Here is a 26,398-nt window from a genome sequence, read left to right on the forward strand (position 1 = left end):
CCGGCCGGTCATTCGAGCAGCACGCCGTCGTCTTCCATCGGGTCGAGCACGATGTCTCCGCCATACTCCCATCCCTCGATGTTGGCCGACACCTTGATTTCCTGGAGCCCGTATACCACTATCTTCACAGAGTATACATAGCCCGGCCTGAAGATGTAAGCCCCCGTTTCGGGGTCTTTGAAGTAAGACGTCTCCTGGGCCTTGAGCAGGTAGCGCGATTTCAGGTCGCGCTGTTCGGTCTTGCCTCCGCCAACGTCGACAGTCTGTGTGTAATACAATGTCAGGGCATACTCCGAGTCGGGGGCAAGCATCAGGCTCTCGCCTATCTTCAGCCCGGGGCGCTCGTCCCACGGCAACGATGCCATGCTGCCGTCGTAGCTCACCACATATCCGTCTGAATTGAGCGGCGGGCACGGCGACACTCCGTCGGGCGACGCCTCCCTGAGTTCGAGGTCGCGCCTGTCGCTGTCAAACTCTATGCCTGTCTCGTCGGTGTTACGGGCTGCCACGGTAAGCCTGCCGCGATAGCGGCTCTCAACGCTGATGCCCTTGATGACCACGTTGTCGGCCGACTCGTCGCCGGGATAAGCCAGAAACTGCATGCGCGTTAGCCTGTGCTTCATGGCCATGACTGGGTAGACCCCGCGGTGGGCGGCAAACGTGCAGTAGTTGCCAATGTCCAGAATCTGCTCCTGGTCTGACTTTGTGATGGTGAGCTTTCCGTCTCTTATCTTCTCGTCAAGCACGTCTCTTGTCAGTTTTGGGGCCATTCCGCTCATGATGTCCTGCGAGCCGTCAATCTCCAGGTCATAGTATATCCTGTCGGCTTCGCGGTGTGTGTTTGCGGCCGTGGGCTCAAAGTCGTCGATGTGGTAGACGAAGAAGTCGTAGCCAACGTCTTGGAACGCCGAGCTGAAATATAGCTTCTGCGTTGTTTGAGGCTCCAGCGTGCCGTTACGGTCGGCGGTCAGCTTGGTTGGCATACCGAAGTTGTAGTCTGCCCCGTCGAGCAAGCAGTCGGCAGCGGTGAGCCTGTCCTGGTCTGACGCCGTTCCGCCCGAAGACGTCTCGCGGTAGTCGGTATTGTGCACAATGTTGCCGTCGGCATCCTCGGCGGCTCGGAAAGCGTAGACGTAAAACAACGAGTTGGCCAGCTTCCCGGCATGTTCGTCGTCGAACACCCCGGTGCCCCTGGTGGCAATGATTGAGAAATAGTCTTGCTCGTTGACAAACATCATCAGCGGCACCCGGTCGTACACCTCGTCATTGCCTATAGTGCTGCCGTCGTTGTGAATAAGCGTCGGGTATGAGTCGGTGCAGGCTGCAAGCACCATCAGCGAGGCAGCCGCCGACATTACGCCCTTGAGCAAGGCGGTTGTCTTCGTTTTATGTACAACATTCATCGTCATAATATTTCTTCGTTTTGTGGGTGGCGCGGCACCCGTTTTCACATTTTTGCATATTGACAAGGGTCCAAGGCCCGGCTACCGCGGCCATATCAGATGTCGACCACGATGTCAGAGCACGATATCCAGCTGTCTATGCCCCAGTCGTTGTCGGGGTTTTCTATTATGGTTTCGCCGTCTATTACCAGGTTGGCCTTGATGTTGAGCACCCCGTGTGAGGCTGTTCGCCTGACAAACGACATGTCGTCGGTATAGTCTATCAGCCGCGCGTCGCGCAGGGTGTTGTAGAGGTTGATCTTGCCTTGCAGTTTCTTCACGAGTGTTTCGGCAGGGTCTGCGGGGTTGGTTGTGTGCACATATATTATTACCTGCATGATGCCCGGCCCCGTAGTCACGTCTGCCGACCTGCCCGGCACCAGCCCCGGCACGTTGATGTTGCCATAGCACCTCACGCTGCTTGCCGAATAGGTGTCGTCAATGTGGGCTCCCGATGCGTCGACGCAGTCCATGCGGAACATCATCTTGTATGTCTTTGATATGTCGAGGTCGCCGGTGACGAGCCTTATCCTGTAGGGCAGGCCCGATATCTCGCCCATCACCGAGTCGACGATGAACGGCGCCGCCCCTTCTTTCTTCTGTATGTTGAAGTACAGGTCGATGTTCTGGGTCATGGGCACCGGCCTGAAGTGGCACGACAGGTGGCGCCCCACGGATACCGGCGCCGCCACGGTGTCGAGCAGCACGGAGCGCATGTTGGGCTGTATGTAGCCTGAATACGGGTTGTAGTCTTGCCAGTCGGGCAGCGTCTCGCGCAAGCCCGGCTCCTCCTTGTCGTACGAACGGTATTCCACGTATATCTCGTCCATGCCCATGTCCGTGTCGCCGCGGGCTATGAACCGGTAGAGGTCGTCGTACTTCAGCTCTGTGGTGTCAAGGTTGAAGGTCATGAACCGGTAGTCGCCCACCGGCAGGTCAAACGACGACAGGGCCGCCGCTGCCGTGCTGTCGCCGGCCGCCACCGTGTCGGCAGAGGCTTCTGTCCCGCCAAGCAGAAACTTGCCATCGCCCGTGGCCGAGCTGACCACCATGGCGCTGAGCCTGCGGTTGACTATCCTGTTGGCTATGACAAACATCGAGTCGGTGGCATCCTCGTCGGCATCAAACGCATACGAGAAGCTCACGCCGCCCGAATGCGGGTGGCTGCCCATGCGGCACAACTCCACATCTGTGGTGCACGACATTGCCGTCAGCACCATCCAAGATACAAGCGCCACTGCGCGCACACCGTCAGCGAGCCTCATCCTTGTCCTCCTTTCTTTCATTTGCTCTCTTGTCATTGTCTTTGCCTGCAGATGCTTTCTTCTCTTTTTTCCGCTCGGCCTTATCCTTGGCGCGCTGCTTGCGCACGGCCTCCTTCTGCGCTTTCTGCCTGGCTTCTGCCTCGCGGCGCACCGAGTCGGCGTGGATTCTGTTCACGCGCGCGGCGGCGTTGTACACCTTCCAGAACTCCGCGTCTATCACCTTGCCCACGCTGTCGGCATAATGCTGGTTTATCTTGGCCGTCTCGCGGGCGGTGTTGATGCTGTCCTGCAAGGCCGCAAACGTGTAGTCGCAATCGTAACGCCATCGGTATTTGTGGGTCGACGGGTAGTCGCCCAGGCGGTAGACCAGGCCTACACGCAGGTCTCTCACAACCGGGAAGGGCACTATCTTCCAGTCGCCGGTCGACACCAACGGGTAGCAATCGCTCTCGCGGTCATGCCGGTAGGTGTCGTAGCGCGCATAGCACACGCCCACGCTAAGGCCGAGCTCCATATCGAGGCTGCTGCCGTTTGCAAAAACGTAGAGCGGGCGCACAGCACCAAGGCTTAGGCCGGCCGAAAGGGCCGTGCCCTGCTTGCCTTCCGAACCGAACTTGACGGAAAAATCCGAGTATGATGCGTAGAGGCCGCGATAGTATGTCACCGTGGGATGCTTTACCCTGTCGCGACGGCAAGAGAAGAGCTTGTCTACAAAACCGGTGTGACGCTTCACGCCACGCCCGTCTATCTGGCGAATGCGCCAGTAATTGCGCAGTTCGACATTGACTTCGGCCAGGTTGAACACTATGCCGGGCTTGAACGTATGCGAGCCGCCGACATTGCCGCTGACGTCCACGCCCAAAGCCCACCGGCTCCAGTTCTTGTTGCCAAGGTCGAACTCTATGCCGACGCCCGGCATAAGCAAAACCCAGTCTAAGGCATTGAACCGCAAAGAGAGCCTGTCTTTGAACGACAAGGTGTCCGTCTGTGGACGTTTGTCTACGACTTGTGCCCGAATGGGTATCCCTGCCAACAAGGCAAGGGAGCACACTATCACCTTCAAATTTATCAGTTTCACTTTCCCACGCATATTGGCCTGCACAAAAATCAGGCTCTATCGCGAATGTAGACAACCACTTGCGACAGGCCGACCTTAAAAAGCACAGACTTTGCTATTAAACATATAGAGTGGTGCAAAGGTAGATATATTATTTAGCATAACTTTGCACCACCGTGTTAACATATGTAAAATTCTAATATTTTACGACGAGTTCCGTTTACCATATTTTAGAGTTGACACGCCATACCTTAATATATATAAAATAAAAACGTATTAAACCGGCGTGTCAAAACTGTTAAATGTAAATGAATATCGGCAATTTGCCCATGCCCGCATACAGGCCAACCGCAAGCAGCGGCAACACCGCCGATTTCGCGCTGTTGCCATACCGCGCCTCAAAACGGCCCGTATTGGGCTGCCATACGGCCTGTTTCAGGGCCCGGAACGGCCTGTTTCAGAGTAGCGGGCAATGGCGCTTGCAACTCGCTGTATGCCAGCCTGTTCACGGCGAAGCCTCTTGCCGCAGCCTTAGGTTGGCCTGCCATGCGCCGCATGGCGCATGGGCTGTCTGCCTACATTCGCACAAAAGCACATCAGTCCAGACATCATGCCCCCATAGCTCATTAGGCGGCATGATGAACCGCAGGTGACAACAAACATTGCCGGCATGGCTTTGGAAAAGGGCCGGAGGCTATACCGGCCCGCCGTGGCGCCGACGTCAGCGCCCGCCGCCGGTGGTGACGAGCAGCAGCGTGTCTACACCTATGCGCGCCTTGAGCCACCCGCCCATGCGGCTGCGCTCCTGCGGGCTGAGCGTGGCGCGGCCTTTCAGCTCTACCACGGCCACGGGCAGGCGGCGCACGGCCGCAGTGTCGACGGCGGCCTGCGACGACAGCGAGAGGCTCACCGCCCCCACCGCGGGGAAGAGCTGCCCCATCTCGCGGGCCACTTCGGGCGCCACGGCGTCATAGCGCACGTAGGCGTTGAGCCGGTCTTGCAGGTCGGCCACCTTGGCGGCCTCTTCACGGAGCATGGCCGAATAGTTTTCCGATGTTGTGCGCATGGTGGTAAGGCGGTCGTTGAGCATCATCACCGAGTCCGACTCAGTGCCCTGTATCACCCGCAGGGCATACTTGCCCATCTTGTAGTCGCCCAAGCGGCGGCCTGCCGCGGCTATGGCGCTGTCGGTGAGCTCGCGGCCCACGGCCACCACGCGCAGGGCCAGGCTGTCGTCGTCGACGTCGTACGACACGATGCGTGTGCCGGCGTTGTCGAGCTGCTCGCTGACAAACCGCCGAGCGTTGGCCTTGAGCACGGTGTCGCGCACTATGTCGTAGGTCATGATGGCCGCCGGAATCATCGTCACCACCACTATCATGGCCATGTAACGGCGCAACTCCGACTGCCGGCGCCCTCCGTCGGACGGCCGCTGGCCAAACCGCAGCATCCTCACGCCTACGTAAGTGGCCAGCGCTATGAACACGGTATTGATGAAAAACAGGTAGAACGCACCGAGGAAATACAACACATTGCCCGTGGCCAGGCCGAAGCCCGCGGTGCAAAGCGGGGGCATCAGGGCCGTGGCTATGGCCACGCCGGGCAGCACGTTGCCCTTGCCTTTGGTGGCCAGGGCCACTATTCCGGCCGCGCCGCCGCAGAGGGCAATGAGCACATCGTAGAGCGTGGGCGCGGTGCGGGCCAGCAATTCCGACTGAGCCTCGTCGAGGGGAGTGAGCAGGAAGTAGACCATGGCCGTGATGACGCTTATCACCGTGGCCACGATATAGTTCTTTACCGAACGCTTGAGCAGCTCGAAGTCGTTGATGCCCACGGCGAGGCCCATGCCGATGATGGGGCCCATGAGCGGAGATATGAGCATGGCGCCAATGATGACTGCCGTGGAATTGACGTTGAGACCGAGCGAGGCTATGAATATGGCGAACACAAGCACCCACAGGGTGGCACCGCGAAACGACACGCCGGCACTGATGGCGCGCACCGTCTCGGCCTCATCCTCCTTGTCGGGCATGGCATTGAAATATCTGCGCAACGTGGCCATGGCGGCCTGCAAGAAGCGCTTGGCCAGCACGGCCAACTGTTGTTCTTCTCTTCTTCTGTCCATCTCTTTATTGCATTTTGTGGTTATGGGCAGCGCGAACCGCTCGCGCCACATTCGGCAAATATACACAATTATCTGCAAAGCGATGCCCCATCTATGTTATTTATTGGCAACGGGCATCGACTTACGGCTCAAACAGGCGGCTCACAAGGCCGGCACCGCCACGGCAAGGAGCAGCCCCCTGCCGATGGAATGGGCAGAAAACGCTCGTTTTACTGTCTTTTCGGGGGTTCTGCCACCATAGGCACCTGTGACGGCATGGCCTTCGACGGGACGCAACGGCCGGCCAACGCCACCGGCGACAACAACCCGCAGGGGGCAGAATGCATGCAGAATACACGCAAGACGTGCTATTTTTGCCCATTCCATCGGCAGCAATGGCTCTGTAGGGCAGGCGCGCCACGGGGCCTCTACACCGCCACGGGCCGGGCCTGGGTGCATCGGGAAATGGTGGCCAGCGCGTTTCGGTACTGCCACCCGGCCACGGCCAACTGCCAACATGGGCCTTGCATTCATGCCAACCCGGCGCTCCTACAGGCCGGCACATACGGACATGCCGAGAAGCAACGGGGCCATCACGGCCGGAAATGACACTAAAAACGGTGGCGGAACAGGCTATACTGGCCACATCTATACGGTTTCTTAATGGTTATTAAGCATCGGCAGACATCGGCTTAAGGGATTTTTGAGTACCTTTGCAGAATATGACATACGCCGACATCATACTGCCCGTGCCGCTCGACGGCCTGTTCACCTATTCTGTGCCTGCACCCATGGAGGGACAGGTGCGCTTCGGCGTGCGCGTACTGGTGCCGTTCGGGCCCAAAATCACCCATGTGGGCGTGGTGGCCCGAGTGCACGGCAAGGCACCCGAGGGCATAGCCGTGCGCGACATCCTGCGCGTGCTCGACACCGAACCCGTGGTCACCGCCACACAGTACAGGCTGTGGCAATGGATGGCCGACTACTACATGGCGCCCATAGGCGACGTGCTCAAGGCCGCGCTGCCGGCAGGGCTCAAGGCCGAGGAGGGCTACAAGCCGCGCACGGAGCTTTACGTAAGGCTGCGCCCCGAGTTTGGCAGCGCCCGTGGGCTGCACGTGGCGCTCGACATGATTGGCCGGGCCGACAGGCAGCGGGCGGCATTCGAGACATACCTCTCGCTGTCGGGATGGGCCGCGGCGGCCGACAGCGGCAATGGCGCGACGGTGGCGGAAGTGACGCGCGACGAGCTTCTAAACGCCAGCCACACCACCACGGCCATCGTCAACGCCCTGGTGAAGCGAGGGCTGCTCGATACCTACACACGCGAGGTGGGCCGGCTGAACACCGGGGGCGAGCCCGACTTCACCCGCATGAAGCAGCTGGGCGAGGCGCAGCAGCGGGCTTACAACGAGATAATGTTTTCTTTCCTCAAGAAAAACGTGGTGTTGCTCCACGGGGTGACGTCGAGCGGAAAGACCGAGATATACATTCACCTCATCAAGCAGGCCATCGAGAGCCACAAGCAGGTGCTCTACCTGCTGCCCGAAATTGCACTGACGGTGCAGATAACCGAGCGGCTGCGCCGCGTGTTCGGCGGGAAACTGGGCATATACCACTCGCGATACTCTGACAACGAGCGCGTGGAGATATGGCGAAAGCAGCTCTCGGCAGCCCCATACGACGTGATTCTGGGGGCGCGCTCGGCGGTGCTGCTGCCGTTTGCGCGCCTCGGGATGGTCATTGTCGACGAGGAACACGAGCAGTCGTTCAAGCAACAAGACCCCGCACCGCGCTACCACGCCCGCAGCACGGCCATCATGCTGGCGCAGATGACGGGTGCCAAGACGCTGCTCGGCACCGCCACGCCGAGCCTGGAGAGCTACCACAGCGCGCAGACGGGAAAGTATGGGCTGGTGAGGCTGGCGCAACGCTACAAGGGAATTGAGCTGCCCGAGATACGCATTGTCGACGTAAAGGACCTGCGCCGGCGCAAGATGATGAAGGGACCGCTGTCGCCTCTGCTGATGGCCAAGGTGCGCGAGGCCGTCGAGGGGGGCCGACAGGCAATACTCTTCCAAAACCGACGTGGCTTCGCTCCCATGGTTGAGTGCCGACAGTGCGGGTGGGTGCCGCGCTGCGAGCGGTGCGACGTGAGCCTGACGCTGCACCGGCGCACAAACAAGATGACGTGCCACTACTGCGGGGCAGCCTACGACGTGCCGCAGGTGTGCCCGGCCTGCGGCAGCAGGGAGCTGCACACAAGGGGGGCGGGCACCGAGAAGATTGAAGACCGCGTGTGCGATGCCTTCCCCGAGGCGCGGGTGGCGCGCATGGACCTCGACACGACGCGCACCAACGGGGCCTACGAGCGCATCATCGACGACTTTGCCGAGGGGCGCACCGACATACTGATTGGAACGCAGATGATTGGCAAGGGGCTCGACTTCGACCGTGTGAGCGTGGTGGGCATACTCGATGCCGACTCTATGATGAATTATCCTGACTTCAGGGCCTACGAACAGGCTTTCATGATGATGGCGCAGGTGAGCGGCAGGGCGGGCCGCAAAGGTGGGCGCGGACTGGTGATTCTGCAGACGAAAAGCCCCGACGCGCCGCTGCTCGACTATGTTGTGCGCAACGACTACGGCGCGCTCTACCGCGAACTGATTGCCGAACGGCAGGCTTTCCGCTACCCGCCGTACACCCACCTTACATATATATATATGAAGCACCGCGACGAAACGGTGGTAGACCATGCCGCCAACGAGATGGGCTCCATGCTGCGCCGCTGGTTCGGCGACCGCGTGCTGGGCCCCGACAGGCCCGCCGTGGCACGGGTGAAGACGCTCTGCATACGAAAGATTGTGCTGAAACTGGAACTGGGCATCGACATGGCCAAGGTGAGGCAGTATCTGCGCGCGGCGCAAAAGGCTATGGCCGACGACCCGCGCTTCCGCTCTGTGCAGACATACTTCGACGTAGACCCGGTGTAACCGCAGCCTGCTTCAAACCTAAATCACGACCAGGCAACGGGCATGCAGGCCTCCGCCAGAGGGGCCCCAACACCGCACCGGCCCAATGCCGGTGGCCAGGGCAGGATGCCATTTGGCAAAACCCTATTTGCAAAAAACAAAATACATTGAATCATTATGCAACAACCACCCTCCCTATTGCACCGCAAACACAGTCTGCCAAAGTGGCTCATAGCCGTCAATGTGGTGATGATGCTGCCCATATTGGCGGCACCGCTCGTGTTCTACGCCTCTATTTTCATATTCGACAACCCGCATAACATGCCGCTTGCGATGCTGGTATTTTTTGCCATCAACTCCTACTCGCTTGTGCTTGCGGGCTGCGCCGCACTAAGCATACGGCTGTACAGGCGCACGGGCAAGGCCGTCTTGGCATTGCTCCCCCACGTCCTTTCCACGGTGGTAATTGTTCTTTTGTTTGCCTGAGCAAAGAAAACGAGGCTGCAAAGGCAGCCCCACATTACAGTTACGGCTTGCCTGCAACCCGCCACCGCAGGCTGCAGGCAAGCCGGACACACTGGCTTATGGCTCAAAACTTCAGGTCGACGCCAAGACCGATGACGCGGTTTGAGCGCGTAAACGAGTTGGTGGTGACTGCCGGGGCCGTGCCCGACGTCATGTCGTAGTCGTCGTAGAGGGTCTGGAAATAGGCCGCATTGACTTTCACGTTTTTCGCAACAGTCACGCCGACTCCCAGTCCGAACGAGTATGAATCTACGTTGTAGCTGATGTCGTTCATGCCCGCATCGTTGAAACCGTACTTTGTGCGCTGCCCGCCGGCGCTCACTTGGATGCGGTCGGTGATGTCGTATTCGGCGCCGAACAGATACTCGTTGGTGTCGCCGAGCATCTCCTTGGTATACTGCTCGGTGTCTACGTCGAAATAATGGTGCCAACCGGCCATGACGCGAAGCTGCGGGATAATCTCCCACTGCGCGCCCACGGCGAGCAGGGCAGGCGAGTCTTCGGGCACGCGGCGGCCGTCGGCAAACTTGTCGAGCATGGCTATGCCCTCGGCACTGAGGCTGTTGGCCGACTTGTTCTTGAGCCTCATGCGCGTCTTGAACTCATATTTTGCAGCCAGGTTCACCTTGCCCCACTTGTAGTCGACGCCGATGATTGGTGCCACGCCCCACCCCGTCTGGTCGCAGTTGAGCTCGATGTCTTGCGTGGCGGCACTGAGAAGGGCCGTCGTGGCGGCAGCCTGGCGCACCCCGGGCAGGGCCTGCTCGGCAATGGCGGCAAGCGTCGGGTCGTCGCCCTGGGCCATGGCCTCGAGCCGGCCGACGTGCTGGTTGAGCATGGCGCTCTCGCTCGCGAAGTGGCGCGATGCGCCCACCATCTCCGAAGAGCCGTTGTATGTGTGCTCCACCTGTATGTTCCTGACATAGCCGTAGTAGTTTGACGTGCCGTAAAGCATGCGCAATCCGCCGTAGACGGAGAGGCGGTCGGTCACCTTGTAGGCCGCGCCGAGTGTGAAACCATAGTAATACTGGCGGCCGCGCATGTATGAGTCGTAGCCATAGCTGCTACCCATGCCGTGGCCGGCAAGGTCGCCCATGCCCGGAATGCGGCTCAACTGGTCGTACATGCCGGTGATGGCCGAGGCGTATGACGTTACTCCCGAAACCACTTGTTCAAACGATCCGAGGCCGCCGTCAAACTCACATTTGCCGCCGCCACCGGTGATGGCAAAGCCAAACTGCAGGCTCCAGCGCCCCTTGTTGTAGGCAGCCTGGAGCGAGGGAACTACCGGGGCGTCGGCCTCTCCCTTGAATTCGTGAACGCTGTTGCCCGGGTTTTTCACGTTGTTTACAAACAGAGGGTAGCCCGTAAGTATGGTTCTCGTCTGGTGAACGTTCTGGAGGTTGATAGACAGATGGAATCCCTCGTCGAGGAATGCCACCCCGGCCGGGTTGCTGTAAACGCCGTCGATGCCGATGGCGGCATCGCGGGCGGGGTTGCGCAAGAACACAACGTTCTGGTTGGTGTTGGTGAGCAGCCCTCCGGCGAGGGAGTTGCCGGCCACGGCAAACGCCGCGGCAAGAAATACTAATCGCTGTTTTACCATTATAAATAAAAATTAAAGAACAGGCTGCAAAGTTAAAAACACCATTCAAAAAATGCCGAACAGCAGGTTAATTATTAATATTTATTAACCACAAAACGCATTTTCCTTGCACAAACTCTGCCTTTTGTGCAAAGAAAAATGCAACATTCCGTCTCTTTTAGCCGCCACCACTTGGAAACTGTTCGTATTTTACCAACTGCAGGCATGAGCAGTAACATCGGGGCGAAACAGCCTGCTTGCAGTGTAGCGCCATTGGCATGGCGACACCGCAAACTGCCGGGAACGGCCAGGAAGCCCACCTACCCAGCGCCAGCAAAATACGGTCCCGGCAGCGTCAAGACTGCTTCTTGTCGTCGGCCGAGGGCGCTTTCTTCAGTTCCGGGTAGCTCACACGGGTGTGATAGATGGTCTTCAGCTTCTCGATAAGCACCGTCTTGGAGTAAGCTATGTCGCGGAAGGTTATCGGACACTCACGGAAGAAGCCGTCGGCAAGCTGCCCGTCGATGATCTTGTTGACCAAGTCGCGTATCGACTGGTCGGTGTATTCGGCCAGCGAACGTGACGATGCCTCTACCGAATCGGCCATCATCAGTATTGCCTGCTCGCGTGTGAACGGGTTGGGGCCGGGATATGTGAACAGCAGTTCGTCGACATCGTCGCCCGGGTGCTCGTTCTTGTACTTCACGTAGAAGTACTTGGTCTTGCCCTGTCCGTGGTGCGTGCTTATGAAATCGCGTATCACAGACGGCAGGTTGTACTTGTCGGCCATCTTGAGCCCGTCGGTGACGTGGCTGATTATTATCTGCGCGCTCTCTATGCACGACAGGTTTTCATGGGGGTTGACGCCCGACTGGTTCTCGGTGAAGTATATCGGGTTGTTCATCTTGCCTATGTCATGGTACAGAGCGCCCGTGCGCACGAGCTGGCTCTTGGCCCCTATCTTGTTGGCAATGGCCGCCGCGAGGTTGCCCACCTGTATGGAATGCTGGAAAGTGCCTGGCGCCACCTCGCTCATGCGCTGCAACAGCTCGTTGTTGGTGTTCGAGAGCTCTATCAGCGTTATGTCGGAAATGAAGCCGAACGTCTTCTCCACCACGTAGAGCAGCGGGTAGGCAAAGAGCAGGAGCACACCGTTGACGATGAGGTAGTTGTAGTTTGTCATGTCGAGGCCAGCCAGTTCCGACGCGTGCATGAGGTCGAAGGCGAAGTTGATGGCCGCCGCCGCCAGCGTGACCACTATGGCAGCCTTGAACAGCTGCGAGCGGTACTGCAGTTCGCGCAGGCTGTATATGGCAGTCATGCCGGCCACCGTCTCGAGCACAATAAACTCAAACGGGTTCTGCAACATGCAGGCGCACACCAGCACCATGGCCAGGTGGGTCATGAGGGCCGTGCGCGAATCCATGAACACACGTATGAATATTGGCACGATGGCGTAAGGCAGCAGGTAGACATGGAACCACGTGTTGCGCACCAACAGCGATGTGAGCAGCGCGAAGATTATGATCAGGCAGTAGAGCATGGCTATGCTGCGCGACTTGTCGAAGTAATCCTTGCGGAAAAGGCTAAGGTAAACCGTGAACGCAATGATGACTATGAGCACATAGAGCGCCTCGCCGGCCGTGGTCATGCGTATCTGGCGCGTGTCGCGGCTGCGCCTCTCGTTTTCCTTCTTGAACGAGTCGAGAATGCGGTACACCTTCTCGTCGACGATGCCTCCGCGGTCAATGATTTTCTGTCCCTTCTGAACCACGCCCACGGCCAGTGGTATTCCGTTCATGAGGTCGTTGAGTGCAGTGCTGCTCTTCTCCCTGTCGTAAACCACGTTGGGCGTGATGTAGTCGTTGAGGTCGCATTTTTGCAATATCTGCCTGTGCTGTTCGAGCGTCTCGTCGATGAACAGGCTCTCGTAGGCGGTCTTCGTAGTATACAGCGAGTTGAGCCTCACGCTGACGGCACTCTTGCCGCTTACTATGCGTATGGTGCGCGAAGTGTCGGTGTTGAGCTTCTTGTAGTCGGCCGCACTTATTATCCCCCGCCGGTAGAGAGCGTGCAGCCTGTTGGCTATAATGCTTATGTAGTCGTCGCTGAGCCCGGGAATCCCGTTGCTGAAGTCGGACACAAACTTGCGCACCTGCTCCCCCTCGGCGTCGCTGTTCAGCCGGTAGTATGGCTCATAGGCGCCCAGTATGCTGTCGCGCTGCTGCCTTATGGCCTCCTCCGACTTGTATATCGGGAAGTCGAAAGGCGCCGTGAGATCGCCATACTTCCACGGCTTGCCCTGCTCCACGCGGAAATAGTTGCGGCTGTCGTTGGGCATGGCCCACACCGTTATGGCCACGGTGCAGATGATGACAGCAGCACGCACGAGTATGTCGCGCCACGTTATGTCTTCCCTATTGTTGAATGTGCTCATAAGCCATGAATGATTTCAAGTCTGGTTTGCGATTGCGAAAATACGAAAAAAAACTGATACGGCAAAGTGGCTGTGTGATTATTTGGCCTTCAAGCCCGCCTGCAACGTGTGCCGGGGTGCAGAAGCCGGTTGATGGCGTGGCGCTGACACATGGCGCCGGGCTACGGACCGCGGCCTGCCACGGGCGGCCTTTTTGTTTACAACCGATGGCACGACAGGGCCGGACGGGGTGCAGGGGAATGCCGTACAGGCCGCGCCACGCCACAGGGCCGCCCGTCAGGCCACACCTGGCTACCTTTTCTACGATGCAGTCATATCGCCGGCACAACCCGCTGTAACCCAAAGCGTTGCAAACAGAAACCACGTCCACCGGCGATTTTCTGGCTGCCCCCGTACCCGCCCCTGCCGCCCGGCAAGCCTGCCGCAGGCTGCTTTTATGCAGGAATAAGCTGATAAATATGGTGGAAAAGTATAAATAGTGAAAAATTTATTGTAATTTTGCACAAAAATATTTGCTGATATAGATTTTATTATAATGGCGGAGAGAAGAGTAAGGGTGCGCTTCGCGCCCAGCCCAACCGGGGCATTGCACATCGGCGGCGTACGCACCGCACTTTACAACTATATGTTTGCACGCCAGCACGGCGGCGACTTGGTGTTCAGGATAGAAGACACCGACTCGAACAGGTTCGTGCCCGGCGCCGAGGAATACATCATTGAGTCGTTCAAGTGGCTCGGCATAACGTTCGACGAGGGGGTTTCCTTCGGAGGCGACAAGGGCCCGTACCGCCAGAGCGAGCGCCGCGACATATACAAGGAATACGTCAGGCAGCTGCTCGACGCAGGCAAAGCCTACATTGCCTTCGACACGCCCGAGGAGCTGGAAGCCAAGCGCGGCCAGGTGCAGAACTTCCAGTATGACGCCCACACGCGCCTGTCGATGCGCAACTCGCTCACCATGAGCAAGGATGAAGTGGACAGTCTCATAGCCCAGGGGGCCCAATACGTGGTGAGATTCATGGTTGAGCCGGGGCGCGAGGTGCATGTCGACGACCTCATTCGCGGCGACGTGCGCATAAAGAGCGACATCATCGACGACAAGGTGCTATACAAGAGCGCCGACGAACTGCCCACCTACCACCTGGCCAACATCGTAGACGACCACCTGATGGAGATAACCCACGTGATAAGGGGCGAGGAATGGCTGCCCAGCGCCCCGCTCCACGTGCTGCTCTACGAGGCTTTCGGATGGGCCGACACCATGCCCCGGTTCGCCCACCTGCCACTGCTGCTCAAGCCCGAGGGCAAGGGCAAGCTGAGCAAGCGCGACGGCGACAGGCTCGGGTTCCCCGTCTTCCCGCTCGAGTGGCACGACCCCAAGAGCGGAGAAGTGTCGGCGGGGTTCCGCGAAAGCGGCTATTTCCCCGAGGCCGTCATCAACTTCCTCGCCCTGCTGGGCTGGAACCCGGGCACGGAGCGCGAGCTATACAGCCTCGACGAGCTGTGCCAGCTGTTCGACATAACCAAGTGCAGCAAGGCCGGAGCCAAGTTTGACTACAAGAAATGCATCTGGTTCAACCACGAATACATGCTCATGAAGAGCGACGACGAGGTGGCCGCGCTCTTCGCCCCCATAGTGAGGAGCCACGTGCCGGCCGCCACCGACAGCCAAGTGCGCGCCGTGGTGGCCATGATGAAAGACCGCGTGAACTTCGTCAGCGAGCTGTGGCCGCTCTGCTCTTTCTTCTTCGTGGCGCCTACGGCCTACGACGAGAAGACGCGCCGCAAGCGCTGGAAGGAAGACTCGGCCCGCGTCATGGGCGAGCTGGCCGCCCTGCTCGAAGCCACCGACGACTTCTCGATAGAGGCACAGGAGCACACCGTGGAGCAATGGATTCAGGACAAGGGCTACAAGCTGGGCGATGTGATGAACGCATGGCGCCTGACGCTCGTGGGCGAAGGCAAAGGCCCGGGCATGTTCGACATCTCGGCATTCCTCGGCAAGGATGAAACCATTGCACGCATGAGGCGTGCCATCGACACACTCGGCTGACAAGCGCAATGTACGACATAGCGATATACATCTACATGCTTGGCGTGGCAATAGCCAGCCTGTTCGACTCGAAGGTCAAGAAGATGTGGCACGGCGAGCGCGAAGCCTTCGACGTGCTTAAACGCAAGGTCGACCCGGCGGCGCGCTACGTGTGGTTCCACGCCGCCTCACTCGGCGAGTTCGAGCAGGGCAGGCCTCTGATGGAGCAGCTCAGGCGCGAGCATCCCGAGTATAAAATACTGCTCACGTTCTTCTCTCCGTCGGGCTACGAGGTGCGGAAAAACTATTCTGGCGCCGACATCGTGTGCTACCTGCCCCTCGACACGCGCCTCAACGCCATACGCTTCCTGAGGCTCGTGAGGCCGGTAATGGCTTTCTTCATCAAGTACGAGTTCTGGTACAACTACCTGCACATACTCAAACACCGCGGCATACCGGTCTACAGCGTGTCGAGCATATTCCGGCCGGGCCAGGTGTTCTTCCGCTGGTACGCCCGCAGTTACGCCGGCGTGCTCAAGTGCATCACCCACTTCTACGTACAGAACGATGTGAGCCGCCAACTGCTGGCCTCGCTCGGCATCACCGAGGTGACCGTCGCGGGCGACACGCGCTTCGACCGCGTGCTGCAGATAAGGGAGCAGTCGAAATGCCTGCCCATTGTGGAAGCATTCGCAAAAGGCAGCAACGTGTTTGTGGCCGGCAGCAGCTGGCCCCCCGACGGCGACGTGTTCATACCCTACTTCAACAGCCGCGACGACTGGAAACTGGTAATTGCGCCCCACGAGATAGGCGAAGACCACCTCAGGCAGATAGAGCAACGCGTGGAAATGAAGACAGTGAGGTACACCCAGACCACGCCCGACGAAGCCGCCCGGGCGCGCTGCCTCATCATCGACTGCTTCGGACTGCTCTCGAGCGCCTACCGTTACGGATGCGCTGCCTATGTGGGCGGCGGCTTCGGGGTGGGCATACACAACGTGCTCGAGGCCGCCGTGTGGGGCATACCGGTGATTTTCGGCCCAAACAACAAGCACTTCCAGGAAGCGCAGGGGCTGATGGCCGCCGGCGGCGGATTCGAGGTGGGCTCGGCCGACGACTTTGCCTCGCTCATGGACGGATTCGCCGGCGACGGCAACAGGCTGGCCGAGGCCGGCAAAGACGCCGCCGACTTCGTGGCGGGATGCACCGGGGCAACAGCCAAGATACTGGCCGACGTACCGCTGTGACAACGGCACCGCCGCCCAGTCCATGCATCTTCGCTCGGGCTGCAGGGCAACGGCGCGGCACACGGCTAACACAACAGCAGGCCGTGAGCCGCGCCGACTTCTCTTGCTGCGGCACCGACAAGCCGGCACGGAGGCAGACGCAACGCCGCCTACGGCATGGGGCTGCATCGGGGCAAACAGGCCATCGGCCACCAATGCGGCTGCATCACGCCGCCGGTCCGGCATGCCGGCCCACATTGCCGAAGGCAAGCAGGGCGGCGGCGTGGCCGGGCGGCGGGCAAGATGCCGGCATGACGGCGAAAGCGCCCGGCAGGCGCGGCAACGCCACCTAAACGACATACTGCGGCATGGCGCCCGGCATGGGATGAAGCCGCGGCCAACGCAACCAACTACTAAAGCATAAACAGACAACCGACATGTGGATAATTATCTTTTTCGTGCTGCCACTGGCCGGGCTGGCATACGCCCTGTGGCACATCTGGTGCCTGCTGCCGTTCGGGGCACCATGGCGCGGGGCTATAGTGGCAATGTGCACCCTGGCCTTCCTCACCCTGTTTCTCAACTTCTCGCGCCTCATCGACAGGCTGCCGCTCGGACTGGCCTCGGCATGCTATGAGACAGGCAACTCTTCGATATTCATACTGCTCTACACCGTGATGGCGTTCCTGCTGCTCGACATCGGCAGGCTGGCCCACGTGGTGCCGAGGTCGTGGCTGCACGCCAACGGCTACACCGCGGCCGCCCTGCTGGCGCTGATGGCCGTCACGTTCACCTACGGCTACTTCAACTACAGGCACAAGGTGAGGCAGCCGCTTAAGCTTGCCACGGCCAAGGACATAGGCCGCGACATGAAGGTGGTGATGATGAGCGACCTGCACCTGGGCTACCACAACCGGCGCAAGGAACTGGCCCGGTGGGTGGACATGGTAAACGCCGAGCGCCCCGACCTGATACTCATTGCCGGCGACATCGTGGACGGAAGCCTGAGGCCGCTCGAAGAGGAAGGCATGGCCGACGAGATGAGGAGGCTCGACGCCCCGGTGCTGGCCTGCCCGGGCAACCACGAGTACATAGGGGGCATGGCCGGGGCCGAGAGGTTCATGGCCGAGGCCGGCATAACGCTGCTGCGCGACAGCGTGGCAACGGTGGGCGGATTGTGCGTGATAGGGCGCGACGACCGCTCTAACCCGCGGCGCAAGAGTGTGGCCCAGCTCATGGGCATGGCCGACAGCAGCAAGTTTACCATCGTTGTCGACCACCAGCCATACCACCTGGAGCGCACCGAGAGGGCCGGAGCCGACTTCCAGCTCAGCGGCCACACGCACCGCGGCCAGCTGTGGCCCATATCGTGGATAACCGACGCCGTCTACGAATGCTCCTTCGGACAATGGCAAAGGGGCGGCACACGCTACTATGTGAGCTCGGGCATGGGCATATGGGGCGGCAAGTTCCGCATAGGCACTCGCTCGGAATATGTTGTGGCAACTATAAAGAGGGCCACCCGATAAACACAGGGGGCTTAAACGTACAGGGAGTTAGGGAGTTACAGGACAATGGCATTATTCAATGAATTGTTTTAGGAGTTAAGGAGTTAAGGGGAGTAAAGGAGTTAAGACAATGGTTTAGTGGATATTTTGGAGACAGGAGGCAGGAGACAGGAGTGCAGACAGTTGTCCTCTAACTCCATATAACTCCATAAATCCCGCAATAAGAACCATTGTCTTAACTCCCTTACTCCCCTTAACTTCTTAACTTCCTAACTCCTAAATATACCCTAAACTATTGTCTGTACTCCTGAACTCCTGAACTCCTGAACTCCCAAGAATATGCAAAGCCATTGTCTTAACCCCTTAACTCCCAAACTCCTAAATATACCCTAAACTATTGTCCTCTAACTTCTTGTAACTCCTTCTACCTCCCTCTAACTCCATAATACACAAAAACTATTGTCTTAACTCCTTAACTTCCTAACTCCTTAACTCCCCAAAAGCCCCCTGGATTTATCCAGTGAGCCCCAAAAGAGGCTATAGCTTTACGCCTACGAACATGCGGGCGCGCCACTTGGTGTTGCCAACCGACAACTGGCGGCTGTCGCCCAGGTGTGAGGTGTTGACCACGGCGGTCATGCCAACGAAGTATCTGTCGAAGTGGCGCACCACGGCCATGCGCCCCACGGCTATGACGTTGGGAAAGCGGTAGGGCATCTTCTCGCGGCCGGCGGGCGTGGTGAGGCGGCTGCGGCTGAACACCACGAGCTCGGGCAGCGTCGAGAGGTGCAGCAACCACTTGCCTCCCACCACCCAGTTGTAGCCATAGCCCGCGCCTATGCCGGCACAGATGATGCCCAGCGTGCGCTTGCCCGACAGCCCGTCGGCACCCTGGGCCGACTTGAGGCGGCCGCCCATGAGGGTAAGCCCGAGCATGAAGCTGCCGCTGCTGCGCAGTTGCAGCCACGACTGGGTGAACGCGGCAGGAAACGAGAAGCGCCGCCCGCTGAACACATAATATGCGTTTACCGTCAGCATGTCTTGGCTGACGCTGCCCACAGGCACGTCGCGGTCGCCCACCCCGCCGCCGAGCGTGCCCTCGTATGTCTTCGACGACTGCAGTATGACGTCGGCACCGCAACGGTTGCCGTAGGCGTTGAGGTTCAGCTCGTAGTCTCTGTCTTCGCCCGTAAGCTTGGCCGGGTTGAGCGCCACGCCCACCGACAGGCCGCGGTATGAGGCGCCGAAGCTCAGGGTTGTTCTCAGCTTGGCCTCGAGTCTGGCCTCGTAGGGAGCGCCGCCATACACGCCACGAGTGTCGATGTCGGAGCCCGAACAGTTGATGCGCACCTTCAGCCTCAACCGCTCTGGCGCACGGCGCAGGTAGGTGGTGTCCACGCGCGCGCTGTCGCGCGTGTCGCGGCGGTTGAGCATGCTGTCGATGGCATGCCTGACTCGCCCCACACGCACGGGCAGGCCGCCGTCGCGGCCCAGGGTGTCGGCAGCCACCGACGCGCGCACAGAGGCGACGCACAGCACTGCCAATACGGCCAAAGCTATTGTCCTCATACTTTTCATAACGCAAGGGCGGCCCGATTATTTTGCACTGTCGGGCGTTTTTGCTATCTTTGCAGCCATCATCAACACACGACGACAATGAGACCAAGCACAAAGACGGCATGCGCCCTGCTGGCGGCAGCCCTGCTCACGGCAGGGTGCAAGACGGCAACGGGCAACAGCGACAGCAGCAGCAACACACAGACGCAGACCGACGCCCGCACGGGGGCATCGCCCGAAGGGGGCGGCGGCAGGTAGGCAAAAACCGGCCGGCCGGCTGCCGGAGGCTTCTTGCCGCAGCCGATGCCCCATCAGACAGGGCGTTTTCCACAAAAGCAAATGCACACGCCTTGACGCGCACACCGCTTGCTGCCTCTGCATAAGGCCCAGCGTGGCCAGCCGAGGCAAGGCGGCAACAAGGCTGCAAGGTGAGGAGGGATGTGCCTGCAAAGCCAAATGCAAACACAGAGACCACTGTTTCGCTGCCTCGCAGGCCATCGGTGGCCATGCCATACAAAGCATTAGGCATCGTGCAGCCGCAGCAACTAACCCACGGCCGTGGCCCAACGCGCCACGCCCCAGGCGGTGGCCGAGGCCTGTGAGCGCTGAAACGGGAAGTGGCTTGGCGGCTGCATGATCACGCAGTTGGGCCTGACGGCCCATGCACTAAGCCGACCGGGGACAGGCCGCCAGCCATGCGGCCATGCGAAACGGGTCGTTTCACAATGCGAAACAGGCCGTCTTGCAACGCAAGACGGCCTGTTTTGCCGTATGGAATGGCATTGGCGGCCAACAGCCTCGGCCTCAGCCATTTAGGCAGGCATAGGCGACGAGGTGGAAAGAGGGCACAAACCTTTGCACTGAAGCAACGGGCGCGGTTGCCCAACCCGCCACATTGGCCATCGCTGCCGGGCCATCAGAAATAGTAGGCTGCCGACACCTGCCATGCGTTGGCACGGCCTTTGGTAACTTGGTTCCAGGTGTTGTCGACCACGTCCAGCACGTTCACCTCACCCGTCTTGCCGCAGGCAATGTTGTAGGTGAAGCCAATTTCGAGGTGCTGGATGAGCGACACGCCCGCACCGACGTTGATGCTGAAGTTGGTCTTGCTCATGTCGTAATTGATTCCATCGTCAAACGAGAACGTCTTGTCGCCGATGTTGAAGCCGAACTGCGGACCTGCAGCAAGGTAAATGCCGGCCATGCTGCCCAGCCCGATGTTGTAGCGCAGGTTGATGGGAATGTTTATCGCGCGCTGCTTCAGCGTAAGCTCGTCGCCTTCGTCGCCCACCTTGGCGTCGCGCTGGTCATACAGGGCGGCGGCATCGATGCCCAGTCCCACCAGCGGCAGGGTGAACTTTACCGTCGGGCCTACGAAGAATCCCGTCTGGTTTGACTTGTCAATCACGTCGGTGCTGAAGCTCATGTTGGTCACGTTGAGTCCGCCCTTTAGTCCGAACTTAATCTGTGCCTGGGTGGCCGTGGCCGTCATGAGAGCCACGACGAAAAGAATGGCTGTAAAAACTCTCTTCATAATTGTTATTGTTTGATTGATAATAGTAGGCTACGGCTGCACCGCGGCATTGCGACCGACACAAGCCGACCGCCGGCAAGCGCGGCCGGCGGGCCGGCCACAGCCACGTGCCGTCAGTGGCGCTGGCGGCGCACGGTGACGCGCGGGGCCGACGAACCTGACGACACAGGCGTCGACGAGCCGACCGACGAGCGGCGCGAACGGCGGTTGCGCTTCTTCTCTGCCTTCTTGGCTGCCTTGACAGCCTTCGGGTCGTTCTTGGCTATGCTGTCGAGCGAGTCTTTGCGCTCCTGGTCGCCGAATATGTTCTGCTCAAACTTGGCCAGCTCGGCCTCTATGCGCCTCTGCTCCTTGGTAAGCGCAGAGTCGGTGGTGCAGTACTGGGCGAGCGTTCGCCCGAGCATGTTGTTGGTCTTGTAGATGCTGCCCTCGTAGCGGTTGAGCGTGAAATAGTCGGCCATGCTCATCGTGGCGGCGTTGTTTAGGTTACTGGTCATCACCTCCTGGCGGCTGAGGAACGGCTCGAGGTCGGAATACTTCACCCAGAACAGCGGATACTTCGACGGTTCCCCGCCGAAATCGTCGTCGCGGGTCATCACCGGGCAGATGGCTATCACCTTGCGGTGGAACGACGAGTTGGCCTGGTCGAAATAGGCGCTCTCCTTCAGGTAGTACGACTTCACCTCGGCCGACGGTATGTCGCTGTTGTCAACCCTTACCTTGCCGTTGCTCTCTTCATAGAAGATGTGGTAATTGTCGAGCACGGTCTTCATCTGCACCTTGGCCGAGTCGGTGAACGCCTCGTTGCCGTCGAGCCTGTATTCGTAGACGGGTATGTAGCCGTTGAGTGCCAGCTTAAACACGTAGGTAAACAGGTTCAGCTGCCTGCCTATGGGCTCCACGGGGTAATACAGGCCTGCGTTGGCGTCTTTCATGAGGTCTATCTCGCGGTAGATGTCGCGCCGCCACACCACGTCCTCGGGCATGTCGATTGTCGTGGGGAACATCAGCTGTGCACGCCTTGTCATCTGCCCCGAGGCCTGCTGGGCCTGCTTGGCGGCAGCCTGGCTGCGCCTCATCTTGGGTTGTGCCGATGCCGCCCCCGCGGCAAGCGCTATGATCGTAATGAACAACAGTCGTTTCATATCTTAAAAGGCTTTATGTCTGGTTTTACTTTACAATGACCTCCATCGACGTGGGCAGCGTGCGCTGGAGCCCGTCGGGGCCTACGGCCGTGACGCGCGATATGTAGAACCGGCGGTTGCGGGCCAGTCGGCGGAACGTTGTCTTCTGCCTGTCGGAGAACTTGTCGCCGTCGCTCACCATGGGCACGGCGTTGCCCATGTTGTCGAAGAACACCGTCTCGAAGCTGAGCACGCGGAACCCTATGTCGAGTATGCCGTCGTCGATGGCCGCCCCGATGCCGTCGGCAGCCATGAGGCTCGCCTTGGGCAGGCCGCCGCCCTTGTATCGCGTGGGGTTGCCGTGCTCGTCGGCCATGGCTATGTATGCCGTCGGGTCGGGCAGCTTGCGCACACGGAACGTGAACTGGCCCATCTGCTGCACACGGCCGGTATTGGTCGACGACACGGTGATGGTCACGTCCTTGCCTATGGCGGTGGGACGGGCTATGTAACGGCCCGGGCCCACGGGCTGCAACGTGCCTCCGGTCATCGTCGCCGTCACCTTGTTGAGCGGCACACCGGGCACGCTCACGCTTATCGGGTTGCTGTAGCCGGCATAGAGCATGTTCATGAGGTCGGCCGAGACGGTGGCGCTGGGGTCGACAACGGTGTATTTCTGGCTGAAATCGCGGCGCACGCGCTCTCCGTTGCCGTTGAGCATCTCGATGTATCCGGCCAGGGTGAAGTCGCCGGTACGCGAGCATACCGTCTCGTAAAGGCCGTCCTTGAGGTTCATCTTGCGGTTGCCGATGTATATCTCGGGCACCTGGGTGGTGTCGACGGCGGCCATTACGATGTGAGCCGAGAACTTGTCGCCCCTCACGATGGTCTGCGAGTTGGGTATCACGAAGGCATTGAGCGAGTTGACACGTATGTCCTTCAGGTCGATGTTCGACACGAGCGTGTGCAAAACCTCGCCCTCTGCGTAGCGCACATCGCTCTGGAGCTTCGACAAGAGCGTGACGGCCGCGGCCACGGGCATGTCTTCAAACATGTACTCCTGCCAGTTCTTGCCCATGGTCTGTATGTTGCGGGGCACGTCGGTAGACAGGTTGCTGCTGATGATGGCCTTCTGCGTGGGGTCGGTAACCATGGCCAGGATGCGCTCGCGGAACGAGTTGATGGCGTCGTAGAGCTTACGGCCGCGCCCGCGCCCGGGGGCAAGCATCACTTGGTTGGCTGCCTCGAGGTCTTCCTTGCCCACGATGTTCTTCACATCTCCGTCTTCGCCGTCGGCCTCTTTCACTATGGCCACCTTCAGTTCGTCAGCAAAGTTATACAGCGAATCGCTCATGCGCCTGACGGTCTGGGCCTTGTCGAACCATGCCTTCACCTTAGCCGGGTTGGCCTTGAGCTGCTCGCTGAAATCATCGTATATGACCTGGTTCTCCTTCGCGGAGTTGGCCGTTGTGCGGCTCAGGCTCTCCTCCACGATGGAAAAGCCGTTGAGCACCTCTGTCGAGACGTTCAAGGCGAGCATGGCCATAAGGACGACATACATAAGGTTTATCATCTTCTGGCGCGGGGAAACAGGTCTTTTCTTTATTGCCATATCGTTATATTTTCCAATCGGGCGGCCGCCGCGTCACGGCAGGGGCCTCCCATGTAAACAAAAATGCCTCGGCACGCTCGCCGCCGGCCGTCAGTCCTTGAGCGGCGCGGCTGCCTTCATGTTGACAGTCATGGCTTCTATCATGCGCGAGTAGATGGCGTTGAGCTCGGCTATCTGCTCTGCCATGCGGCGCGACTGCTCGTTGATTTGGTCGATGGTGCCAATTTGTGCGCTCGCGCCCTTGAGTTGCATCTCGTAAACCTTGCATATTCCGGTGAGGGTGCGGTTGAGGTTTTCCATCTCCTCGGAGTCGCGGGTGAGCCGCTGGCTCTGTTCCGACACCTTGGCGAGCATCTCCGTGAGGTTGCGCAGCTCGTCGATGTAGTTGGCGGTGGCCTCCTCCATCTCTTTTGCGGCCTCCTCCATCTCGGGGGTGACCTGTGGTTGCGGCTGCACAAAGGCCATGCCGCCCAACGGTACGGCCACCGAAGCCCCCTGCGGGCCCTGTGCCCCTGACGCCACGGCGCCATCGGTGGCGCCTTCTGCGGCTGCGGCGCCATCGGCGGAAGCCGCCGCGACAGCGTCAGACGGCGAGCCCAATATCACCGTACCGCCGCCACCGTAGACCACGGGGCCGGCACCGGCCGCCTGGGCAGGCTGCCCGACAGCGCCGGCAGCGCCCTCCTCGGCTTCTTCTTCGCCGAAAGCGTGGGTAGGCAAGTCCTTTCCGTCGGCCGTCTTGTCGAACGGTCGGTCGAAGGCCGAGATGAAGAACACAATCACCTCGGTGCCCATTCCGATGTAGAGCATTATGTTTGCGCCGGGCAAGTGAGTGAGCTTGAAGAGCGTTCCGAGGATAACGATGGATGCACCCCAGCTGTAAGCGTAATTAAGGAACGTCTGGCCGGGCACGCTGTCGAGCCACTTCTGCAGGCGGTAGATTATGTTGAACTTGCTGTATTCAGTCATCTCTTCTTCGATTTTTTGATTTTCTCACTTGTGGTATTGGCCAGGCTGCGCACACACCTGAACCCGATGTACGACCGCGGCTGGTTTTGGTACTCGTAGGAGCGCCATGCCGAGCGTATGTAAGACTCGGGGTCTTTCCACGACCCGCCCCTGACGCTCTTGCGCTTCAGGCGGTACGGGTCTTCGAGGGCGGCCTTGTATTCGAGCTGCGGGTTGATGTCGTTCATCATTTCCACCCCGGCCTCGGTGTAGACGGTGCTTGTCCATTCGGCCACGTTGCCCGCCATGTCGTAGAGCCCGTTGGTGTTTGCCTGGTAGATGCCTGTCTTGCTGGTTATCAGGTTGCCGTCTTTGGTGTAGTTGCCGTTGTCGGGCTTGAAGTTGGCAAAGAAGCATCCGTCGCCGCTCGCGGTGTTTTCCATTTCCCATGGGAACTCGTCTTGGTTCTTCCCCCTGGCGGCATACTCCCACTCGGCCTCGGTGGGCAGGCGGTAACGCTGCACGAACTGTGCGGCGCGCCCCAGGCCCCTGAGCAGGAACTCTGTGCGCCATACGCAGAAGGCGTTGGCCTGTTCCCACGTCACTCCTACCACGGGGTAGTCGTTGTAAGCCGGGTTGCTGAAGTAGAGCCTCATGTACGACTCGTTGTCGGCATTGGGGAAGTCGTTCACCCAGCATGTGGTGTCGGGGTAAATGTTTACGATGTAAGTGTTGAGGAAGTCCCACGGGCCGCTCCTGGGGCGGTTGATGGTCTGCCTCACCACCCTTCCCTCGTCGTCGATGTATGCAGTGTCCTTCGATATCCACACCTGCTCGTCGGGGTTTACGCGCACGTCGGTGTTGAGGTTACGCTGCGCCGGGTCGGTGCGGTACTTGCGCTTGGCTGCCTCGGCATAGTCGTAAATCTCGTATCGGTAGTTCATCTGGCTGGCGTCGAGCATCTTCTCGCCGGTCACGGGGTTGGTGGTATATACGCTCTCGATGGCCCTCAGCTCGTCTTCGTTGGGCTTGCGCGGGATGGCTTTCTTCCAGTTGAGGTACGGCTTTACCGGGTCGCCGTTTTCGTCTTCCTCAATCTTGTATGTCTCGTCGCCCCCGTATGCCGGGTCGGCCAGCCGTTCGCGTATTATGGAGTCGCGCACGTAATACACGAACTGGCGGTACTGCGAGTTGGTGATTTCCTTCTCGTCCATCCAGAAGCCTTCGACAGAGATGTCCCTTACGGGAGTCTGCTTTCCCCACAGGCTGTCTTCCTTTTCCAAGCCCATCTTGAGGTGGCCCCTCGGTATCATCACCATCCCGTAGGGCGTAGGCTCCGAGAAGGCCTTGCCGCCCGTGCCGGTGACCTCGCCTCCCGACGCCATCGACGCCTTGCCGCCGAAGCATCCCGCGAGCGAGAGCGTAGCCACGGCGCAGAGTGCCGTTATGATTGTTCTCTTGTCCATA

At 59.6% G+C, this 26,398-nt stretch carries 18 protein-coding genes; 6 read left to right on the forward strand and 12 right to left on the reverse strand.

Going from position 1 to position 26,398, the window contains the following annotated elements:
- Window positions 1-8: 8 nt before the first annotated feature.
- From M3089_RS12310 to M3089_RS12325, 4 genes are all read right to left on the reverse strand, one after another.
- Window positions 9-1,409 carry a hypothetical protein gene (locus tag M3089_RS12310; RefSeq protein ID WP_249084425.1) on the reverse strand — a complete coding sequence of 467 codons (1,401 nt, stop codon included), beginning with the start codon at window positions 1,407-1,409 and terminating at the stop codon, window positions 9-11.
- A gap of 89 nt (window positions 1,410-1,498) precedes the next feature.
- On the reverse strand, window positions 1,499-2,743 hold the full coding sequence (locus M3089_RS12315; protein WP_249084426.1) for a hypothetical protein: 1,245 nt from the start codon (window positions 2,741-2,743) through the stop codon (window positions 1,499-1,501).
- Window positions 2,694-3,785: a DUF3575 domain-containing protein gene (locus tag M3089_RS12320; RefSeq protein WP_249084427.1), complete on the reverse strand. Its 1,092-nt coding sequence runs from the start codon at window positions 3,783-3,785 to the stop codon at window positions 2,694-2,696. The genes M3089_RS12315 and M3089_RS12320 overlap by 50 nt, the downstream gene beginning before the upstream one ends.
- A gap of 700 nt (window positions 3,786-4,485) precedes the next feature.
- On the reverse strand, window positions 4,486-5,826 hold the full coding sequence (locus M3089_RS12325) for a TIGR00341 family protein (protein ID WP_249084450.1): 1,341 nt from the start codon (window positions 5,824-5,826) through the stop codon (window positions 4,486-4,488).
- 764 nt (window positions 5,827-6,590) lie between these two features.
- Between M3089_RS12325 and priA the strand changes: the two genes are divergently transcribed.
- Together priA and M3089_RS12335 are read left to right on the forward strand one after the other, a co-directional pair.
- Window positions 6,591-8,864, forward strand: a complete 2,274-nt coding sequence (gene priA, locus M3089_RS12330) for a replication restart helicase PriA (protein WP_249084428.1) — start codon at window positions 6,591-6,593, stop codon at window positions 8,862-8,864.
- Between the two features lie 156 nt (window positions 8,865-9,020).
- Entirely contained in the window at window positions 9,021-9,329 is a 309-nt protein-coding gene (locus tag M3089_RS12335) for a hypothetical protein (RefSeq protein ID WP_249084429.1), read from the forward strand.
- Window positions 9,330-9,432: 103 nt separating this feature from the next.
- Here M3089_RS12335 and M3089_RS12340 read toward each other — a convergent pair whose 3' ends face one another.
- Both M3089_RS12340 and M3089_RS12345 read right to left on the reverse strand, forming a co-directional pair.
- Window positions 9,433-10,974, reverse strand: a complete 1,542-nt coding sequence (locus tag M3089_RS12340) for an OmpP1/FadL family transporter (RefSeq protein WP_249084431.1) — start codon at window positions 10,972-10,974, stop codon at window positions 9,433-9,435.
- 334 nt (window positions 10,975-11,308) lie between these two features.
- Window positions 11,309-13,390, reverse strand: a complete 2,082-nt coding sequence (locus M3089_RS12345; RefSeq protein ID WP_205111223.1) for an HD family phosphohydrolase — start codon at window positions 13,388-13,390, stop codon at window positions 11,309-11,311.
- Window positions 13,391-13,925: 535 nt separating this feature from the next.
- Between M3089_RS12345 and gltX the strand changes: the two genes are divergently transcribed.
- From gltX to M3089_RS12360, 3 genes are all read left to right on the forward strand, one after another.
- Entirely contained in the window at window positions 13,926-15,443 is a 1,518-nt protein-coding gene (gene gltX / locus M3089_RS12350; protein WP_249084432.1) for a glutamate--tRNA ligase, read from the forward strand.
- Between the two features lie 8 nt (window positions 15,444-15,451).
- On the forward strand, window positions 15,452-16,669 hold the full coding sequence (locus M3089_RS12355; RefSeq protein ID WP_249084433.1) for a 3-deoxy-D-manno-octulosonic acid transferase: 1,218 nt from the start codon (window positions 15,452-15,454) through the stop codon (window positions 16,667-16,669).
- Window positions 16,670-17,085: 416 nt separating this feature from the next.
- Window positions 17,086-18,177 (forward strand): metallophosphoesterase, encoded by a 1,092-nt coding sequence (locus M3089_RS12360; RefSeq protein ID WP_249084434.1) that lies wholly within the window; start codon window positions 17,086-17,088, stop codon window positions 18,175-18,177.
- 516 nt (window positions 18,178-18,693) lie between these two features.
- On the opposite strand, the gene M3089_RS12365 is transcribed toward M3089_RS12360, so the two are convergent.
- The gene (locus M3089_RS12365; RefSeq protein WP_249084435.1) at window positions 18,694-19,725 is read right to left on the reverse strand and encodes a DUF4421 family protein; all 1,032 of its coding nucleotides are present in this window, start codon (window positions 19,723-19,725) and stop codon (window positions 18,694-18,696) included.
- Window positions 19,726-19,812: 87 nt separating this feature from the next.
- Between M3089_RS12365 and M3089_RS12370 the strand changes: the two genes are divergently transcribed.
- Complete coding sequence (locus M3089_RS12370) at window positions 19,813-19,971, forward strand: hypothetical protein (RefSeq protein ID WP_249084436.1); 159 nt, start codon at window positions 19,813-19,815, stop codon at window positions 19,969-19,971.
- Between the two features lie 658 nt (window positions 19,972-20,629).
- Here M3089_RS12370 and M3089_RS12375 read toward each other — a convergent pair.
- The 5 genes from M3089_RS12375 to porK all read right to left on the reverse strand — a co-directional run bounded on the left by M3089_RS12375 (window position 20,630) and on the right by porK (window position 26,397).
- Window positions 20,630-21,247, reverse strand: a complete 618-nt coding sequence (locus M3089_RS12375; RefSeq protein ID WP_205111211.1) for a porin family protein — start codon at window positions 21,245-21,247, stop codon at window positions 20,630-20,632.
- A 113-nt stretch (window positions 21,248-21,360) separates the two neighbouring features.
- Entirely contained in the window at window positions 21,361-22,392 is a 1,032-nt protein-coding gene (porN, locus tag M3089_RS12380) for a type IX secretion system ring subunit PorN/GldN (RefSeq protein WP_205111209.1), read from the reverse strand.
- Window positions 22,393-22,417: 25 nt separating this feature from the next.
- Window positions 22,418-23,983, reverse strand: coding sequence for a type IX secretion system motor protein PorM/GldM (gene porM / locus M3089_RS12385; RefSeq protein ID WP_249084437.1), 1,566 nt, complete (start codon window positions 23,981-23,983; stop codon window positions 22,418-22,420).
- A 90-nt stretch (window positions 23,984-24,073) separates the two neighbouring features.
- Window positions 24,074-24,952, reverse strand: coding sequence for a type IX secretion system motor protein PorL/GldL (porL, locus tag M3089_RS12390; RefSeq protein ID WP_249084438.1), 879 nt, complete (start codon window positions 24,950-24,952; stop codon window positions 24,074-24,076).
- Window positions 24,949-26,397: a T9SS ring complex lipoprotein PorK/GldK gene (gene porK, locus M3089_RS12395; protein ID WP_205111203.1), complete on the reverse strand. Its 1,449-nt coding sequence runs from the start codon at window positions 26,395-26,397 to the stop codon at window positions 24,949-24,951. Before porK ends, porL begins: the two co-directional genes overlap by 4 nt.
- Between the last annotated feature and the right edge of the window lies 1 nt (window position 26,398).

It is taken from the genome of Marseilla massiliensis (assembly GCF_023336985.1).
Lineage (GTDB): Bacteria > Bacteroidota > Bacteroidia > Bacteroidales > Bacteroidaceae > Prevotella > Prevotella intestinigallinarum.